Source organism: Thioalkalivibrio sp. ALJ24, assembly GCF_000377785.1.
Taxonomy (GTDB): Bacteria; Pseudomonadota; Gammaproteobacteria; order Ectothiorhodospirales; family Ectothiorhodospiraceae; genus Thioalkalivibrio.
The window spans coordinates 347294-364807 of record NZ_KB898726.1; the positions used below are offsets into that span (position 1 = coordinate 347294).

Annotated in this window: 17 protein-coding genes; 5 read left to right on the forward strand and 12 right to left on the reverse strand. The window is 66.5% G+C overall.

Annotation, left to right across the window (positions count from 1 at the left end):
- Positions 1–14: 14 nt before the first annotated feature.
- From D571_RS0105810 to D571_RS0105825, 4 genes are all read right to left on the reverse strand, one after another.
- Positions 15–719 (reverse strand): sensor histidine kinase KdpD, encoded by a 705-nt coding sequence (locus D571_RS0105810; protein WP_018935738.1) that lies wholly within the window; start codon positions 717–719, stop codon positions 15–17.
- Positions 716–2002 (reverse strand): response regulator, encoded by a 1287-nt coding sequence (locus tag D571_RS0105815; RefSeq protein ID WP_026287621.1) that lies wholly within the window; start codon positions 2000–2002, stop codon positions 716–718. Before D571_RS0105815 ends, D571_RS0105810 begins: the two co-directional genes overlap by 4 nt.
- A 73-nt stretch (positions 2003–2075) precedes the next feature.
- Positions 2076–3602 carry a BCCT family transporter gene (locus D571_RS0105820; protein ID WP_018935740.1) on the reverse strand — a complete coding sequence of 509 codons (1527 nt, stop codon included), beginning with the start codon at positions 3600–3602 and terminating at the stop codon, positions 2076–2078.
- Between the two features lie 68 nt (positions 3603–3670).
- Positions 3671–4309, reverse strand: a complete 639-nt coding sequence (locus tag D571_RS0105825; protein WP_018935741.1) for a VTT domain-containing protein — start codon at positions 4307–4309, stop codon at positions 3671–3673.
- A 132-nt stretch (positions 4310–4441) separates the two neighbouring features.
- Between D571_RS0105825 and D571_RS0105830 the strand changes: the two genes are divergently transcribed.
- The 4 genes from D571_RS0105830 to D571_RS0105845 all read left to right on the forward strand — a co-directional run bounded on the left by D571_RS0105830 (position 4442) and on the right by D571_RS0105845 (position 9365).
- Positions 4442–4921, forward strand: coding sequence for a DUF302 domain-containing protein (locus tag D571_RS0105830; protein WP_018935742.1), 480 nt, complete (start codon positions 4442–4444; stop codon positions 4919–4921).
- A gap of 140 nt (positions 4922–5061) precedes the next feature.
- On the forward strand, positions 5062–6267 hold the full coding sequence (trpB, locus tag D571_RS0105835; RefSeq protein WP_018935743.1) for a tryptophan synthase subunit beta: 1206 nt from the start codon (positions 5062–5064) through the stop codon (positions 6265–6267).
- Positions 6268–6370: 103 nt separating this feature from the next.
- Positions 6371–8002 carry a BCCT family transporter gene (locus D571_RS0105840; RefSeq protein ID WP_018935744.1) on the forward strand — a complete coding sequence of 544 codons (1632 nt, stop codon included), beginning with the start codon at positions 6371–6373 and terminating at the stop codon, positions 8000–8002.
- A 139-nt stretch (positions 8003–8141) separates the two neighbouring features.
- A complete protein-coding gene (locus D571_RS0105845; protein ID WP_018935745.1) occupies positions 8142–9365 on the forward strand; it encodes an alpha/beta fold hydrolase in 1224 nt (407 codons plus the stop codon).
- On the opposite strand, the gene D571_RS0105850 is transcribed toward D571_RS0105845, so the two are convergent.
- Complete coding sequence (locus D571_RS0105850; protein WP_018935746.1) at positions 9340–9645, reverse strand: hypothetical protein; 306 nt, start codon at positions 9643–9645, stop codon at positions 9340–9342. The two genes, D571_RS0105845 and D571_RS0105850, sit on opposite strands and share 26 nt — an antisense overlap.
- A 53-nt stretch (positions 9646–9698) precedes the next feature.
- A complete protein-coding gene (locus tag D571_RS0105855) occupies positions 9699–10535 on the reverse strand; it encodes an alpha/beta hydrolase (RefSeq protein ID WP_018935747.1) in 837 nt (278 codons plus the stop codon).
- Positions 10536–10641: 106 nt separating this feature from the next.
- Between D571_RS0105855 and D571_RS0105860 the strand changes: the two genes are divergently transcribed.
- Positions 10642–12885 carry a bifunctional (p)ppGpp synthetase/guanosine-3',5'-bis(diphosphate) 3'-pyrophosphohydrolase gene (locus tag D571_RS0105860; protein WP_018935748.1) on the forward strand — a complete coding sequence of 748 codons (2244 nt, stop codon included), beginning with the start codon at positions 10642–10644 and terminating at the stop codon, positions 12883–12885.
- Here the strand turns inward: D571_RS0105860 and fliT are convergent.
- From fliT to D571_RS14060, 6 genes are all read right to left on the reverse strand, one after another.
- Positions 12882–13220, reverse strand: a complete 339-nt coding sequence (fliT, locus tag D571_RS0105865) for a flagellar protein FliT (protein ID WP_018935749.1) — start codon at positions 13218–13220, stop codon at positions 12882–12884. The two genes, D571_RS0105860 and fliT, sit on opposite strands and share 4 nt — an antisense overlap.
- An 11-nt stretch (positions 13221–13231) precedes the next feature.
- A complete protein-coding gene (fliS, locus tag D571_RS0105870; RefSeq protein WP_018935750.1) occupies positions 13232–13654 on the reverse strand; it encodes a flagellar export chaperone FliS in 423 nt (140 codons plus the stop codon).
- Positions 13655–13687: 33 nt separating this feature from the next.
- Positions 13688–15031: a flagellar filament capping protein FliD gene (gene fliD / locus D571_RS0105875; RefSeq protein WP_018935751.1), complete on the reverse strand. Its 1344-nt coding sequence runs from the start codon at positions 15029–15031 to the stop codon at positions 13688–13690.
- A gap of 162 nt (positions 15032–15193) precedes the next feature.
- Positions 15194–15649 carry a flagellar protein FlaG gene (locus tag D571_RS14055; RefSeq protein ID WP_018935752.1) on the reverse strand — a complete coding sequence of 152 codons (456 nt, stop codon included), beginning with the start codon at positions 15647–15649 and terminating at the stop codon, positions 15194–15196.
- Between the two features lie 62 nt (positions 15650–15711).
- The gene (locus D571_RS0105885; RefSeq protein ID WP_026287624.1) at positions 15712–16950 is read right to left on the reverse strand and encodes a flagellin; all 1239 of its coding nucleotides are present in this window, start codon (positions 16948–16950) and stop codon (positions 15712–15714) included.
- A gap of 393 nt (positions 16951–17343) precedes the next feature.
- Positions 17344–17514 (reverse strand): flagellin (locus D571_RS14060; RefSeq protein WP_255349491.1); only part of this gene is annotated, 171 nt, incomplete at its 5' end.

The window sequence follows — 17514 nt, forward strand, 5'->3', positions numbered from 1 at the left end:
GCATATGACCTGATTCAGCTCGATGGCGGCAGCGCCGGCAGGCGCAGCACGAAGCGGCCGCCACCCGGCCCGCCGTCGTTGGAGAGACGCACCGATCCGTGCGTGCCGTCGGGCGCCGCATGCAGTTCGGCGATCATCGCGCAGAAATAGAGCCCCAGCCCGGTCCGCCCGGCGCGCCGATCCAGCCCTGCCTGGTCCTCGGTGCTGCGCATTCCCAGCATGTGGTCGGGAAAACCCGGGCCGTCGTCTTCCACCTGCAAGCTGAGCTCACCGTCGCGTGCCGTGGCCGACAGCCGAATATGGCCCCTGCTGTAGCGCACGGTGTTGGTGACCACGTTCTCCAGCACGGCAGTGACCAGATCGCGGTCGAGCACCCATTCCAGATCCTCGTCACAGTCGATGGTCATGGTCACTCCGCTGTGATCCATCAGCGGCTTGCTGGACGCCCAGTAGTCCTCCAGAAGCTCGATCACCAGCACCGGCCGGAACTGCGGGGTGTAAAGCCCCTGCTGGTTGCGATAGAGCGCCAGCATCTGCACCAGGCTGTCGTGCACACGATGGGCCTCGTACTGCAGCCGCGCGAGCGTTTCCTCATCGCAGTGGCACTCCCCGGTCTCCGGGTCGCGCAACGACTCCAGGGTATTCATCGCCATTCCCAGCGAGTTCTTCATGTCGTGGATGGAGATCGCGATGACGGTGCCGAAATCGATGCCTTTCACTCGTCCCCCGTGTCCTGCGGCGCGGTGTTCGCCGTACCGCCGCCGTGCAACGCCCCGGCGTGTGCGCCCTCCCCTGCCTGATCCAGCAGATCCGCAAGCGGTTCGCGCAGGTTCTCCGGCGGCGCACCCGTGGCCAGGGCCGCATCGAGCTCCGCCAGCAGCCCGGTGCGGTCGATCGCCACACCTGCCGCCAGCAGGCGCAACCGCGTCAGCACCACCCACCACGTGACCTCCGGGTGTCCGCGGTACTCGTTCTCGAGGATCTGCAGCCGGGTGCGGGCCTCGCGGGTCGCGCCGCGCGCGATCAGGGCTTCCAGCTGATGCGCCAGATCGCCCGGATCGGGCACCTGCATCTGCTTGGCCAGCGCCATCGCGCGGCGCCAGGCGCGCGCCGCCCGGTCATACTCCCCCAGCGCCAGGGCCAGGCGCCCCAGAGCGCGCTGGCGTGCCAGGGACTTGGGCGAACGTTCCACGGCGGCCGCCAGTACGTCCAGCGCCTCGCGTTCACGGCCGGTTTGCTCCAGCACCCCCGCCAGCCGGTCATGCGCGGGCATGTAATACGGGGTCGCTGCGATCGCCGCGCGATAGGCCTCCTCCGCCGCTGCGAGATCCCCCTCTCGCTCGGCCACCTCCCCCAGACGTACCTGCGCCCAGGGTGGCGTGGTGTCGCCGGTCACCGCGCGCGCGGCCTCGGCCGCGACGGCCAGCTCGCCCTCCGCCAGGGCCAGATCGCTGCGCAGACGCTGCAGATCCGGCGCACGCCCTTCACCCGCCTCCAGCATGCGCTCCGCTTCCGCGCGGGCCCGAGCCCGATCCCCGTGCCGCCAGTATCCGTCCAGTTGCCGCAAAGGCTCGCGCCGGCGCAGCGCGCGCTGCAGACGCACCACCAGCAGTTCGCGGTTGAACGGCTTGGACAGGTAGGCATCGGGTCCGGCCTCCAGCGCACCCATCACCATCTCGTTGCTGTTCTCGGCGGTGACCATTACGAACACCGTGGCGGGTCCCACCCAGCCCTGTTCACGCGCCCGATCCAGCACCTGCTGCCCGTCGGGGCCGTCACCCAGGTTGTAGTCGCACAGCACGATGTCATAACGCCGGCGTTCCAGCTTCTCGAGGGCATCGACGCCGTCACGTGCCAGATCGATGTCCTCGAAGCCCGAGGTCAGCAGCATCTCGCGCAAGGTCGCGCGCATGTTGGAGAAGTCGTCCACCACCAGCACCGCGAGACGCGACAGGGCACGCCCGGCAGATCCGGCACGGGAAGAGGGAGCGGCGGTCGACATGCGCGCAGTGTCGCGCAGCCGCCCGCCGAAACCAAGCCCCGGAACAGGGACTTCCCGCGCGCCTGCCGGTGCGTCAGTACGGGGCGGCCTTTTCCCCCTGCAGCGCCCGGGTCAGGTTCACACAGGCGAACAGCAGGATGATCGCCACCGGCAACCCTGCGGTGATCGCCCCGGTCTGCAGGCCGTCCAGCGCCATCTCGCCGCCCACGATCAGCAGGGTGGCCGCCACCGCGCCTTCGGTGATGCCCCAGATCACCCGCTGGCGCTTGGGCGAGCGCGTACTCCCGCGCGAGACCAGCGCGTCGATCACGTGGGTCCCGGACCCCGACGAGGTGATGAAGTAGGTCGCGATCAGGACGGTCGCCAGCCCCGAGGCCAGATGGAACAGCGGCAACTGCTCCAGCGTGGCGTACAGCGCAATGGTCGTGTCCTCGGCCACCGCGGCCGCGATCCCCGCGCCGTCTCCGAACAGCTCGAAATGCAGCGCCGTGCCGCCGAACACCGCCAGCCACACGAACACGAACAGCGACGGCAGCAGCAGCACGCCGGCAATGAACTCGCGGATGGTGCGCCCGCGCGAGACCCGCGCGATGAAGATCCCCACAAACGGCGACCAGGCGATCCACCAGGCCCAGTAGAAGATCGTCCACTCCTTCTGCCATTCGGCCTCCTGCATCGCGCCTGCGGTCAGGCTCAGCTGCACGATGTGGTTGAGGTACTCGCCGATGGAGTCGAGGAAGAAGCGGATGATGAACAGCGTCGGGCCCGCCAGCAGCACGAACAGCAGCAGTGCCGTGGCCAGCCACAGGTTGGCCAGACTCATCCATTTCAGCCCGCGGTCCAGCCCGGAGATCACCGCCATCACCGCGACGAAGGTGATCGCCCCGATGATCCCCACCTGGAACCAGCCGGAGACCGGCATGCCGAACAGCACGTTCAGGCCGGTGTTCAGCTGCATCGCGCCGAAGCCCAGCGAGGTCGCCAGACCGAACAGCGTCCCGAACACCGCGAGGATGTCGATCACGTGCCCGATCGGCCCGTAGATCCGGTCCCCCAGCATGGGATAAAAGATCGAGCGGATCGTCAGCGGCAGCCCCTTGCGGAACGAGAAATACGCCACCGACAGGCCCAGCACCACGTACACCGCCCAGGCATGCAGGCCCCAGTGGAAAAAGGTGAAGGCCATGGCTTCACCGGCCGCCTCCTGGGTCTCGCCCTCGCCGAACGGCGGGTTCTGGTAGTGCAGCATCGGCTCGGCCACGCTCCAGAAGATCAGACCGATGCCCATGCCCGCCCCGAACAGCAGGGAGAACCACGCCATGAAGCTGAACTCCGGACGGTCCTCGGTATTCCCGAGCCGGATCCGCCCGTACGGACTGAGCGCCAGCCAGACCAGAAAGGCAAGGAAGATGGTCACCGCCAGGATATAGATCCAGCCCAGATACTGGGTGATGAATCCGTGGATCGCGGCAAAGGTCAGCGAGGCCGTCTCGGTGAACACAACCCCGAACAGCACGAAAGTCAGCACCACGATGGATGACGCGGTGAACACCACCGGATTCACGGTGGCGAAGAACGCATGCGGCCGTCCGAGCATCATCCGGGCTCTCCAATTTCCGTCGACTGTGTCGAGTATCCTGCGCGAGATCCCGACCGCACGAAACCCGGTCAGCGCCCCGCCGGACCGTCCACCGAACGGCGGACCCGCTGACGCAGCCACCCCCCGGCCAGCAGCAGCACCGCGAGCACCGCAAGCGGCACCAGAGTATGCAGGTCCAGCGCCTCGCCCCGCTCGATGGCCTCCGCCGCGCCATACAGCACGCTGGCGTAGACGCCCCATTTCACGCTCAGCCCCAGGATGGTCGCCAGCACGAACGCCACGCGCGACAGCCGCAGCATGCCCGCCGCGTAGTTGATCACCGAATGCGGGAAGCCCGGGAAGGTCCGCATCGCCATCAGATGCAGGAAGTCTCCGTGGCGTCGCAATGCATCCACCAGCCAGGGATGGCGTCGCAGCGGCCCGCGATCCGACCCCAGCCGCCCCGCCAGCCAGTATCCGCCCATCGCCCCCAGCGTGCTGCCGGTAACCAGCAGCGGAACCGCGATCCACGGCGGCACGAACGGCGCGATCAGCCACACCACCAGGCTTCCCGGCAGCGCGAAGGTGAAGAGCACCGCCATCAGCACCACCAGCCCGGCCAGACGCCATGGGTCCGCGGTCAGTTGCTGCCCGGCCGCCAGCACCCACTCGGGATCCCCTAGCAGGCTGCCGGCCACGATGCCGGCCACCACCAGCAGGCCGAGCATCGCCGGACCGCCGTGTTCCCGCAGGGCAGCCGGAATAGTCAAACGGCCGCTCCGGCGAGTAAGCTGTAGTAAGCCCGGCGACCGTGGAACGGTCGATCCGGGAGAACACGATAACGACAGGAGAGAGTGATCATGCAGAACCGTTTCCTGCTGGGAGCCATCATCGGGCTCATAGCCGGTATCATCCTGGCCTTTGCCTACGCCTACAATGCCGCTCCCGGGCTGATGATCGTCGAGGACGAAAGCCAGTACGGCTACGAAGAGACGATTGAACGCATCGAGGATGCCGCTGAAGCTGAAGGCTGGGCGATCCCGACCAAGCACGACCTGAGCGGCACCGTGGGCGAGCACGGGTACGACGTCGCTCCGGCAACGGTACTCGAACTGTGCCAGCCGGACCATGCCGGGAACCTTCTCAGCGACGAAGACAACTACCTGGTGACCTCCATGATGCCCTGCCGCGTCTCGGTGTACGAGCGCAGCGACGGCACGGTCATCGTCTCGCGCATGAACACCGGTCTGGTGGCGCGGGTGTTCGGCGGCAGCATCGCCGAAATCATGGCCGACGCCACCGAGGACAACGAACGCATCCTCGAGAGCGTTCTGCAGTAACGCCACCCGGCTGCCCGGCCCCCCGGCGGGTCCGGGCATGCCCTTCCCCCGCATCTCTTGGCAAGCGATGGCCGGCGCAGGATCATGGTGACCCTCCAAAGGTAACCACGCGGCCCCGCCGCCCGAGCCACGAGACCGCCATGTCCTATCTGAAGGATTTTCCGAATGCCGAAGGCTATTTCGGCGAATTCGGCGGCGCCTTCCTGCCGCCCGAACTGGAATCCCATTTCGCCGAGATCGAACGCGCCTATCGTCAGCTGGCGCTGTCGGCCGACTTCCTCCAGGAACTGCGCTACATCCGCCGCCATTACCAGGGGCGCCCCACACCGGTCTACTACGCGCGCAACCTCAGCCGCGAGGCAGGCGCGCATATCTACCTCAAGCGCGAGGACCTCAACCATTCCGGAGCGCACAAGCTCAATCACTGCATGGGCGAGGCCCTGCTTGCGCGGCACATGGGCAAACAGAAGCTGATCGCGGAGACCGGCGCCGGCCAGCACGGCGTGGCCCTGGCCACTGCGGCGGCCTGTTTCGGGATGCAGTGCGAGATCCACATGGGCGAGATCGACATCGAGAAGGAGGCACCCAACGTCACCCGCATGAAGCTGATGGGGGCCGAGGTCGTCCCGGTGTCCTTCGGCGGGCGCAGCCTCAAGGAAGCGGTGGACTCCGCGTTCCAGTCCTATCTCTCGCAGGCCGACACGGCGCTGTTCGCGATCGGCTCGGTGGTCGGACCGCATCCGTTCCCGATGATGGTGCGCAATTTTCAGTCGGTGGTGGGGATCGAGGCACGCGAACAGTACCAGGAACTGACCGACGGCCAGCTGCCGGAACAAGTGGTCGCCTGTGTCGGGGGCGGATCCAACGCGATGGGCATGTTCGCCGGTTTCATCGAGGACCCCGAGGTGCAGCTCAACGGCGTGGAGCCGCTTGGTCGCGGCAGCGAACCGGGGCAGCATTCCGCCACCATGACCTTCGGCAAACCGGGGATGCTGCACGGCTTCAAGTGCATGCTGCTGACCGACGACGAGGGCAACCCGGCCCCGGTGCATTCGATCGCCTCCGGGCTGGATTACCCCGGGGTCGGTCCCGAGCACTCCTATCTGAAGACCGCCGGACGGGTCGCCTACCATGCGGTGGATGACGACGCGACGCTGGACGCCTTCTACCGTCTCTCGCGCACCGAGGGGATCATACCCGCACTGGAGAGCGCCCATGCGGTGGCCTGGGCGGTGCAGCACGGCGAGGCGCACCCCGGCAGCACGGTACTGGTCAACCTCTCCGGCCGTGGTGACAAGGACATCGACTACGTGGCCCGCACCTTCGGCCACGGCGACCCCGCCTGAACCACCAACGGACCCACAAGTCCACCCAAAACGCCATCCGGATTGAGGAATCCGTCACGACCGTGCAATCATCGCGAGGTCACCAAACAAGGGAGGTAGCGGGGTGAGCGACCAAGACGATCTGCAAAAACAAAGAGAAGAGCTGGAAAAGGCCTACGAAACCGATCACGAGATCGGTGAGCAAAACATCAACCCCCTCGGGCTGGACCTGCACAACCCCGTTTTCGTGGTCAGTGCCGGCCTGATCCTGCTGTTCGTCATCGGCGCATTGCTGTTCCCGGACCGGGCGAATGACGGTCTGAGCGCCACCCAGACCTGGATGCAGGAAACCTTCGACTGGCTGTTCCTTTCGGCCGGCAATCTGTTTGTCCTGTTCGCGATCGCCCTGATCCTCCTGCCAATCGGACGCATCCGGATCGGCGGCCAGGACGCCAAACCCGACTTCGGGCTGCTGTCCTGGTTCTCCATGCTGTTCGCCGCGGGCATGGGCATCGGCCTGATGTTCTGGGCCGTGGCGGAACCGGTGGGCTATTTCACCGAGTGGTTCGGCACCCCGCTGGGTATCGAGGGCGGCACCGAAGCTTCCAAGGAAGCCGCACTGGGCGCGACCATGTACCACTGGGGCCTGCATCCCTGGGCGGTCTACGCCATCGTCGGCCTGGCCCTGGCCTTCTTCGCCTACAACAAGGGCCTGCCGCTGACCATCCGCTCGGCGTTCTACCCGATCCTGGGCGAGCGCGTCTGGGGGCCGTTCGGACACGTGATCGACACCCTCGCGGTGCTGGCCACGCTGTTCGGCCTGACCACCTCGCTGGGGCTGGGCGCGCAGCAGGCGGCCGCCGGGCTGGACTTCCTGTTCGACGGCATCGACGGCGGGCTGCAGACCCAGCTGGCGATCATCATCGGCGTCACGGTGATTGCGCTGCTCTCGGTCATGCGCGGCATCGATGGCGGGGTGAAGGTGCTCAGTAACATCAATCTGGTGGTTGCCGGCCTGCTCATGCTGTTCGTGATGATCTTCGGCGGCTTCATCGCCTTCCTCGCCAACACCGGCACCACCGTCTCGGCCTATGTCCAGTACATGATCCCGCTGAGCAACCCGGTCGGGCGCGAGGACGAGACCTTCTACCACAGCTGGACGATCTTCTTCTGGGCGTGGTGGATCTCCTGGTCGCCGTTCGTCGGAATGTTCATCGCGCGGGTCTCGCGCGGGCGTACCGTGCGTCAGTTCGTCACCGCGGTGCTGATCGTCCCCACCCTGGTCACGGTGGTGTGGATGAGCGTGTTCGGCGGTGCCGGCATCGACCAGGTGCGCGACGGCGTCGGCGTGCTGGCCGACGAGGGCATCACCGACTCCTCGCTGGCGTTGTTCCAGATGCTGCAGAACCTGCCGCTGGCCGCGATCACCTCGTTCCTGGCCGTGGTCCTGGTGCTGGTGTTCTTCATCACCTCCTCGGACTCCGGTTCGCTGGTGATCGACAGCATCACCTCCGGTGGCAAGACCGATGCGCCGCAGTCCCAGCGTCTGTTCTGGGCGACCATCGAGGGCGTACTCGCCGCCGTGTTGCTGGCGGTCGGCGGAGCGGCCGCACTGGAGGCCCTGCAGGCCGGAGCCGTCAGCACGGGTCTGCCGTTCATGATCGTACTGCTGGTCATGGCGGTCAGCCTGCTGATGGGGCTGTTCCACGAGCTGAAGCTCATCCGGCTGGCCGAGGCCGAAGCCGCTCAGGGGTAACCGTTCCGTTCCCCTGGTGCCCGGCCCCTCCCGGGGTCGGGCCTGGCAACCCGCCGGGAGAACCTTCCGGCGGGTTTTTATTTTCCGGGATCCGGGCAGAATCCGGCCGAATCCCGGCACGAACACAGGAGGCCGCTGCATGCGCCGAGAACGTGTCGAATTTCCTGGCCACCGGGGCCAGATGCTGGCCGGGCGCATCGATCGCCCCACCGGCCCCGTTCGGGCCTGGGCACTGTTCGCCCACTGCTTTACCTGCGGCAAGGACAACCGCGCCGCCAACCGTATCGCCCGCGGGCTGGCTGAAACCGGCATCGCAACGCTGCGTTTCGACTTCACGGGACTCGGCGACAGCGAGGGCGATTTCGCCAACAGCGGCTTCTCCTCCAATCTGGAGGACCTGCTGGCCGCAGCCGACTATCTGCGTGGCCGGGATGCCGCACCCGCGCTGCTGGTCGGGCACAGCCTGGGCGGCGCCGCGGTGCTCGGGGTGGCCGGACGCATCCCCGAATGCCGCGCGGTCGCCACCATCGCCGCCCCGTTCGAGGCCGACAGCGTGCTGGATCATTTCGGCGAGGCGCTGGAGACCATCGAGACCGAAGGCGAGGCGACGGTGAACCTCGCCGGCCGTCCGTTCCGTATCCGGCGGGAGTTCGTCGAGGACCTGCGCAGCCAGACCCAGGCCGAACGCATACGCGACCTCGACCGGCCGCTGATGATCCTGCACGCTCCGGGCGACACGGTAGTGTCGGTGGACGCGGCGCGCCGCATCTTTGAGACCGCGCGCCATCCCAAGAGCTTCGTGTCACTGGACGATGCCGACCACACCCTGCTCAATCCGGCCGATGCCGAATACGTGGCCGGACTGGTCGCCGCCTGGGGAGCACGCTACCTCGGAGAAGACGAGGGGGGGTCGGCCGACGCGGACGCGCTCGGCGACGGGACCGAAGTGACGGTCGAGGAAACCGGCGACGGCCAGTACCAGCAGGACGTACGCATCGGCCCGCACCATTTCCTGGCCGACGAACCGCCGGACGTCGGCGGCGATGGCACCGGCCCCAACCCCTACGAGCTGCTGCTGGCATCACTGGGGGCCTGCACCACCATGACCCTGCGCATGTACGCCACGCACAAGCAGCTGCCGCTGGAACGCGTACGGGTGCACCTGCAGCACGAGAAGCTCAAGGGCGAGAACGGTCCGGTCGACCACATCACCCGCGAGATCACCATCGAGGGCGACCTGGATACGAAACAGCGCGAACGCATGCTGCAGATCGCCGATCGCTGTCCGGTACACCGCACCCTGCACGGCGAGGTGCAGGTAGAGACCCGGGAACGGCCTACAGGTACTTCAGACGCGCGCTGAGGCTGTCCACGTCGGAGACGACATCCTGCAGGGTGGTGCCGCCATCCGCGGAACCGACCACCACGCCCCGGCCGGACACCGGAATGATGCTGTCGATCTGGAAACGACCGGCGGTTCCGCGCAGGAAACATTCCTCGTCGAAGAACAGGGTGTCACCTTCGGGGCCGATCGTATCCGCCTCGAGGGTTTCGTAGCCGATCAGTCCGGGCAGGTCTTCCCGTCCGCCGGTCTCGATCGGTTCGATGGACTGTTTTTCGGCATCGATCAGCAGTGCTTTCATGTCTTTTGTCCCGTGCAGCGAGTGGTGTTGAGAGATGATGGACCCGTCGCGGCTCAGTCCGTTCCGCCATGCAGCACGCCGGCCGCGGCAAGGAAATCCTGCAACCCGCGGGTGTAGAGCGGTCCGGACCGCAGGAAGCCGTCGTTGTGGCCGCCGCACAGACCCAGGATCGGCGGCGTACCCGGAGCCGCCGCCTGCAGGCGGCGCGCATGCTCGAAGGGCACGATCTCGTCTTCGCGTGCATGCACCAGCAGCAGCGGGGACCCCATGCGCCGCACGTGCTCGCGCACCGGATACGGGTCACGGATCAGCCAGCGTACCGGCAGGAACGGATAGATCTCGGCGCCCAGATCCGCCGCCGAGGTGAACGCCGACTCCAGGATCACCGCCCCGGGGCTTTCGTCGGCGCCCAGGCGCGCGGCCACCGCCGCCCCCAGCGAGCGGCCGAACACCACGATATCCTCCTGCGCGTAGCCCCGTTCGTCGAGGAGATACGCCCAGGCGGCGTCGGCATCGGCGTGCAGGCCCGGCTCGTCCGGCCGGCCCGACGAACGCCCATAACCGCGGTAATCGATGATCAGTACGGCCAGGCCCAGTTGATGGAACTGTTCCAGCGAATGCAGACGGTGCCCGATGTTCCCGGCATTGCCGTGAAAGAACAGCAGAACCGGCGCCTCCTCGTCCGGGCCCGGCACGTACCAGCCGTGCAGACGTACGTCCTCATCCGGCTCCAGCCAGACCTCCTCGTATTCCAGGCCGGCATCCGCCGGGGTGGAGGTCACGTCGCGCGACGGCATGTACACCATGCGGTCCTGGATCAGGTACAGGGTTGCCACCATCACGGCGTAGCCCGTGGCCAGCAGGATGAGAAATCGGATCACAGTGCCCATGCCGGGCATCCTGAACATCCCCGTGCACGGTCGCAACTCGCGTACAATGCGAGACGAGTCACCGAATGTCCGGCGCCCCGGCGCCGCACCCGAGCCGACTGCCGCGATGCGCCATTCCCTGCTGACCAACACCGAACTCCGCGGACTTGACCGCGACCAGCTGCTGCAGCGCCTGGCCGGCGATGCCGGGCCCGACGCAAACCTGGCCTCGGCGCTGGATGCCGCACTGGCCGCGGTGGAGGCCGCCGGTCTGGAGGCGCATGCGCTGGATGTCGCCGAGATCCTGCGCCACCTGAACGTTGATCGCCAGACCCTGATCGCGACCCTGCTGGTCCCGGCCTATCTGGCCGGCCACGCCGATACAAAGGCCCTGCGCCACGACTATGGCGAACGTGTCGCGCAGCTCACCGAAAACGTCTCCGCACTGGTCCGCCGACGCTTCGAGACCCCGGCCGGCCGGCCCGAACAGGCCGAACGCCTGCGCCGCATGCTGATGGCGATGGTCGACGACGTGCGCGCGGTGCTGATCAAACTGGCGTTCCGCGTGCAGCACCTGCGCCTGGTGGTGAAGGAACCCGACGCCAGTGCCCGCGCGCTGGCGCAGGAGACCCTGGACGTGATCGCCCCCCTGGCCAACCGGCTGGGGGTCGGCCAGCTCAAGTGGGAGATGGAAGACCTCTCGCTGCGCATCCTCGAACCCGAGACCTATCGCGACATCGCGCGCGGGCTGGAGGAGAACCGCACCGAACGCGAAGAGTATGTCGCGCGCTTCACCCGGATGCTGCAAAAGCACCTCGCCGATGCCGGGATCGAGGCCCGGGTATTCGGCCGGCCCAAGCACATCTACAGCATCTGGAAGAAGATGCAGCGCAAGAATACGCCGCTGTCCGAGCTGTACGACCTGCGCGCAACGCGCGTGATCGTGGACCGCCTGGCCACCTGCTACACCGTACTGGGCGTGGTGCACAACCACTGGCGCCACCTGCCCGGCGAGTTCGACGACTACATCGCCAACCCCAAGGACAACGGCTACCAGTCCCTGCACACCGCGGTGGTGGGACCCGAGGGCAAGTTCGTGGAGGTACAGATCCGCACCCGCGAGATGGACGAGTTCGCGGAACTGGGGGTCGCCGCCCACTGGCGCTACAAGGAGGGCGGGAGCGAGGATCGCGCCCTCAACCAGGCCATCACCTCGCTGCGCCAGCTGCTGGAGACCGACGGCTCCGACCAGAACCTGCTCGACGAGATCCAGAGCGAGCCGCTGCACCAGCGCGTGTTCGTTCTGACCCCGCAAGGCGACGTGCTGGACCTGGCCCAGGGCGCCACGCCGCTGGATTTCGCCTACGCCGTGCACACCGAGGTGGGCCACCGCTGCCGCGGGGCCAAGGTCGACGGGCGCATCGTCCCGCTCACCTACCGGCTGCGCTCCGGCGAACGCGTCGAGGTCCTTACCGCGCGCGAGGGCGGCCCCAGCCGCGACTGGCTCAACCCCAACCTCGGCTACCTCAACACCTCGCGGGCGCGGGCCAAGGTGCGCACCTGGTTCCGCCAGCAGCATCAGGACGAGCACCTGGCCACCGGCAAACAGCTGTTCGACCGGGAATGCCAGCGTCTCGGACTGCACGAACGCATCCCCGACCTCGATCGCGACGAACTCGCGCGGCAGATGAAATACCCCGGGTTCGACGAACTGATGATCGCGCTGGGCGCCGGCGACATCACCACCGGGCAGATCGCCGGACGCCTGGCGCACATGATCCGCGAGCGGCAGGAACGCGAGAAAAGCACCCGGGAGGATACGGCCGCCACCCCGCCCGCGCGGCCGCGACGGGGCGAGCGCCGCTCCAGTGTTGAGAGCCGAGAAGCAAACGGCGAGGACATCCGTATCCGCGGCGTGGGCGGCCTGCTGACCACCCGCGCGCAGTGCTGCAACCCGCAGCCGGGCGACCCGATCATCGGCTTCATCACCCGCGGTGCCGGGGTCTCGGTCCACCGCGACGACTGCCCCAACATCCTCCACCTGCCAGAGGACAAGCGCGCGCGGTTGATCCCGGTGAACTGGGGCGACGAACCCGAGACCGAGATCGTGTCACTGGAACTGGAGGCTCAGGACCGCCCCGGGCTGTTCGCCGAGGTGGGCGGGGTCTTCTCGCAATGCGGGATCAATCTGCTGCGGGTGAACACGCAGACCGATCCGGAGGATCGCAGCGTGCGCATGGAACTGGAGGCAGAGGTCACGGATCTGGGCGAGCTGAGCACCCTGTTCGACCGCCTCTGCTCACTGGAAAACATTTACGGCGTGCGCCGCGCGCACGATCCGGCAGCCGCCCCGGAGTGCGGGAAAGACTAGCCGGTGCGCCGGGCCGCCTGGTAGGCGTTCACGCCCTTGCGCCCGGCCCTGAGGCCCTTGATCTCCTCCAGGGCCGCGCGGCGGCGCTGCTCAATCTCGGGAACCGTCTCGCGGTAGAACTCGGACAGGGCCTCCAGCGCGGCACGCGAACGCGCCCCGGAGGCATCTGCCAGGCGCGGGGCGGAACCGAACGCCTCCTCGATCAGCCCGCGGGCCTGGAGGTCCAGTTCGGGGAGGTCTTCCCAGGCCTCCTCGTGCACTGCGGTGCGCAGGCGCTGGAGAACGACCTCCAGGTCCTCCTCGAGCGAGGTCGCCGAAGTGGACGAATCGGCCATATCGGAGGCGGCTAGCTCGCCCGGTTGGAGGCGGGGTTGCGGTATTCCGGCGGGATCTCGTCCCAGCCTGCCTTGATCTCGCGCAGCAGCTTCGACACCTCGTCGAGCCGCTCGGGATCGTTGTGCAGGTTGGCTTCGGTCAGGCGGCGCAGCATGTAGGAATACAGCGCGGCCAGGCGCTCGGCCAGTTCCGGATTGTGCTTGTCATCCAGCATCGAGCGCAGCGAATCGATAATGTCGATCGCCTTGCCAATCCGTTCACCCTTGTAGGCGACATTGCCGGCCTTCATCGCGCCCTTCGCGACCGCGATGCGTTCCAGCGCACCCTCGAACAGCATCTGCACCAGGCGGTGCGGATCGGCGACCTGCACCTCCGACAGCATGCCTGCCTGGCGGTAGGAATCCACATTCTTTCTCGTGTTCATGCCGTACATGTTCGCCTCCGTTGCTCTCCCCCCAGGGGATCGTTAAATCATGCCACCGCCACCGCCGCCGAGCCTCTGCTGCAGGAAATCCCCGGTCTGCTGCATCTGGGCGACGGAGGTATCCATGCTGGAAAACTGGCGCACCAGCCGGCTTTCCAGTCGTTCGATGCGGTCATCCAGCCGCTCGCGCTGACGGTCCACGCGGTCCTGTTCGTTCTGCAGCCCGTCCTGGCGGGTCTGGATCAGACCCTCGGGCCCGGTAATCCCCTGCAGGGTCTCTTCCATGCCGCCGGCGATATCGCGGACCATGGCGGACACGTCCTCGAACCCTTCGCGACCCATCACTTCGTCAAAACGCTGTGTGTCAAAAGACAGCGTACCGTCACGCTGAGTCGTGATACCGAGTTCGGCGAGGGTCTGGTTGTTGATGCCGTCGACCTGGGAACGCTCCATCAGCGCATTGCTCATGCGGCTGCGCGCCGAGCGCACCGTGCTGTCACCGGTGAGCACCGAGGCTTCGTCTTCCTCGGGGTCATAAGCGGTCATCTCGTTGGTCTCGGAGACCATCGTGTTATAGGCCTCAACGAACGACTCCAGACCGTTGCGCAACTCGTCCCGATCTTCGCTCACCGAAACCGAGGTCTGCCCGACCCCCTCGAGGTCGATGGCCATGCCCTCGATGGTGTCCTCCAGGGTGTTGGAGGCGCTGGTGATCTCCATACCGTCGATGGTCACGACGGCATCCTGTGCCTTCACGGTGACCGTCTCGGGTTCACCAAGATTCGCCAGCCGGCCCAGGCCACCTTCATCACCGTCGACCTCGACGTTAATGGTGTTTTCCTCGCCCGTGCTCTCGGACGTCATGGTCAGCCGCGGCCCATTGCCGTCGTTGACGATGGAGGCACGCACCCCGGCATCGGCGTCGTTGATGGCATTGCGCAGATCGTTGAGGGTGTCGTCCTCATCTATATCCAGCGAGACCGGGTCACCGCCACCCACCGAGATACTGAAGGTGCCGGCACCGACTGTGTCGTCCGGGGAATCAAACTGACCGGAATCCGAGGCCACGGTCTGCGCCGTGGCCAGCTCCTGCACGTCCATATTGAAGTCGCCGTTGGGCGCATCCCCGGTGATCACCACCGAGGCCACGTCCCCGTTACTCAGCGAGGCGGACTGCTCGGGCTCGAAATCCGCCAGGTCGGACAATGCCGACCCGATCCCGTCGATGCTGCTGCTGAGCGAACCGTAGGCCGAGATCTCGGCCTCGATGCGCTCCTCGCGCTCGTTCAGGCGCTCCTCGCGCGGCGCTCGCTGAGCGTTCACCAGATCGCCCACGATCTGGTTGAGATCGAGGCCGGAACCTACGCCGAGTGAACTGATCGCCATCGCTGCTGCCTTCCTGCCCGCACCGCGGGTGTCTGGTCGTTTCTGAGTAAGCTAACGGCGCAGGCGCCGAAAACTTTAGGACCCGGATCATGATGATCCAGCCGGGGGCCCGGTCGGCCCCCTGACAAAACAGCAAGAACAATGCCGCCCGGCATTAAACGTTCACGCCTTGTCGACAAACCCCGTGCCGCCAAGATCCCGCTCGTTCTCGAAATGCTCCGCAAGGGCCAGCATCTGTTCAGGCGGGATCTGGCGGATGATCTCCTCGCTTTCCCCGTCCATCACCGTGATGACGGTACGTCCGCTGGACTCATCGACACTGAACTCCAGAGTGCGCTGACTGTTCTGGAGATAGGCATTGATGGACTCCACCACCGGCGCGAGATCGGAGGCCTCCACCGGCTCCCCCGATTCGCGCCCCTCGGCGGCGGAGGTGCCCTGCCGCCCGGGCCCGCCTGCGTCAACCGTGGCGGCAACGCCCTGCCGCTCGACCGCCGTATCGCCGCCCGCCCTCTCCGGACCGCGGGCATCGACTCGCCCGCCCCCGGACTCGCCCGAACGGGCGTTCGACGTGATCCCCTGAGCACCGGGCATGCTGTTGTTGATCATTTCCGTCATCTCTAGGCCCTCCCGGGGTCGACCGCTTTGAAACGACCGGCCCCCTCCTGGTCATTGGGAGCTTACTGCAACAGCCCCAGTACGTTCTGCGGCACGGCGTTGGCCTGGCTCAGTACCGCGATGCCCGCCTGCTGCAACACCTGCGCCCGGGTCAGCGCCGCCGTCTCCGCGGCGAAGTCCGCATCCCGGATCCGCGAACGCGCATCCGACAGGTTCTCCGCGCTGATCTCCAGGTTGGAGATCGTGCTCTCGAAACGCGTCTGCACCGCACCCAGCTCCGCGCGCAGCGAGTTCACCTCGGTCAGCGCACCATCCAGCGCACCAATCGCCTGAGTCGCCGTATCACGCGTCGTCACGTCGATGTCGTTCAGCGTAATGTCTGACGCCGCCGGAGATGTACCCCCAAACAGGGTCACATCAGCATCACCCTCGCCATCGAAATTGACTTCTCCCCCCGTGACCGCCAATTCGTCCGTGCCAAACCGCGACGTGATGGCAATGGTCGTTTCGCCGTCGTTAGTCACCCGGAGAGACGCTTCGAGATTGGCATCGGCAATGGCGGCCGCGTCGTCCCCGTCACCCGTCGCCGCATCGGTAATCGCGGCGTTAATCTGCCGCACTGCATCCTCCAGCGTACGCGCCGGTTCCGAGTCGCCATTTCCGGAAAGATCCACCTCGATCGTTTCGTCGAAATCCTCGCTATTGATATTGAGATCGGTAAACGTCGTCTCATCACTCAGGCTGGCGATCTGCTCCTGTGTCAGGCCTTCGTCCCCCACCACTTCGGTGGTCCCCAGCTGGGAAGTCCGGGCATCGACACCGCTCACCGCGATACTCTGACCCTGGTTCGCCCCCACCTGGAAGAACAGATCATCCACCGTGCCGTCCAGGATCCGGCCACCGTTGAACTCCGCCGAGTTGGCCACGCGGCTGACCTCTTCCATCAGCTGCTGCACCTCGTCGTTCAGCGCCTGACGGTCGGAGGCCGAATTGGTGTCGTTCGCCGCCTGCACCGACAGCTCGCGAGCACGCTGCAGCGCATCCCCGATGGTGTCCAGCGCACCCTCGGCGGTCTGGGCGAACGAGATACCGTCATTCGAGTTGCGCACCGCCTGGTTCAGGCCATTGATCTGGCTGGTGAAACGCTCCGAAATCGCCAGACCCGCCGCGTCGTCCTTCGCGCTGTTAATCCGAAGGCCCGACGACAGGCGTTCCAGCGACTGCGAAAGTGCATTCTGTGAGGCATTCAGGTTCCGCTGGGCATTCAGCGACAGGATGTTGGTGTTGATGACTTGTGACATGGTCTTTTCCTCTTGCCATGACAGCCCCATGACGGGGGCCAACCGTGCGGAAACACTTCCGCTCCTGCTGTCGGTAACGGCCGACCGGCAAGGAACTTTAGGCCCGACGGCAAATTTTTTCCGCCCCGCTGCGGCGCACCCTGTCACCCCACGAACCCCTTTACCCGGATTCTGGCCGATCCCGGCGGCAACTTCCTGCCACCGCCGAGGAATCCCCGCAATCCATCCCGTACCCCGACCCCATATCCCCGACCGCGCCTCCCCGTAGGAGCGCGCTCGCGCGCGAAAACGCACCCGCCAAGACCACCCGCCAAAACGCAAAAAAGCCCGCCCCGATCACTCGGGGCGGGCCCAGGGATGGCCCGCAGCACGGGCCCGGAGGAACCCGAAGCCTTACTGCAGCAGACCCAGCACGTTCTGCGGCACCGCATTCGCCTGCGACAGCACCGAGGTCCCCGCCTGCTGGAGCACCTGCGCCCGGGTCAGATCCGCCGTCTCCGCGGCGAAGTCCGCATCCCGGATCCGCGAACGCGCATCCGACAGGTTCTCCGAACCGATCTCCAG

What these genes read in the sequence shown, in the direction of transcription:
- D571_RS0105815 (WP_026287621.1), bottom strand. Translation starts at nt 2,002, where the DNA reads ATGTCGACCGCCGCTCCCTCTTCCCGTGCCGGATCTGCCGGGCGTGCC.
- D571_RS0105820 (WP_018935740.1), bottom strand. Translation starts at nt 3,602, where the DNA reads ATGATGCTCGGACGGCCGCATGCGTTCTTCGCCACCGTGAATCCGGTG.
- D571_RS0105825 (WP_018935741.1), bottom strand. Translation starts at nt 4,309, where the DNA reads ATGCTCGGCCTGCTGGTGGTGGCCGGCATCGTGGCCGGCAGCCTGCTA.
- D571_RS0105830 (WP_018935742.1), top strand. Translation starts at nt 4,442, where the DNA reads ATGCAGAACCGTTTCCTGCTGGGAGCCATCATCGGGCTCATAGCCGGT.
- trpB (WP_018935743.1), top strand. Translation starts at nt 5,062, where the DNA reads ATGTCCTATCTGAAGGATTTTCCGAATGCCGAAGGCTATTTCGGCGAA.
- D571_RS0105845 (WP_018935745.1), top strand. Translation starts at nt 8,142, where the DNA reads ATGCGCCGAGAACGTGTCGAATTTCCTGGCCACCGGGGCCAGATGCTG.
- D571_RS0105850 (WP_018935746.1), bottom strand. Translation starts at nt 9,645, where the DNA reads ATGAAAGCACTGCTGATCGATGCCGAAAAACAGTCCATCGAACCGATC.
- D571_RS0105855 (WP_018935747.1), bottom strand. Translation starts at nt 10,535, where the DNA reads ATGGGCACTGTGATCCGATTTCTCATCCTGCTGGCCACGGGCTACGCC.
- D571_RS0105860 (WP_018935748.1), top strand. Translation starts at nt 10,642, where the DNA reads ATGCGCCATTCCCTGCTGACCAACACCGAACTCCGCGGACTTGACCGC.
- fliT (WP_018935749.1), bottom strand. Translation starts at nt 13,220, where the DNA reads ATGGCCGATTCGTCCACTTCGGCGACCTCGCTCGAGGAGGACCTGGAG.
- fliS (WP_018935750.1), bottom strand. Translation starts at nt 13,654, where the DNA reads ATGTACGGCATGAACACGAGAAAGAATGTGGATTCCTACCGCCAGGCA.
- fliD (WP_018935751.1), bottom strand. Translation starts at nt 15,031, where the DNA reads ATGGCGATCAGTTCACTCGGCGTAGGTTCCGGCCTCGATCTCAACCAG.
- D571_RS14055 (WP_018935752.1), bottom strand. Translation starts at nt 15,649, where the DNA reads ATGACGGAAATGATCAACAACAGCATGCCCGGTGCTCAGGGGATCACG.
- D571_RS0105885 (WP_026287624.1), bottom strand. Translation starts at nt 16,950, where the DNA reads ATGTCACAAGTCATCAACACCAACATCCTGTCGCTGAATGCCCAGCGG.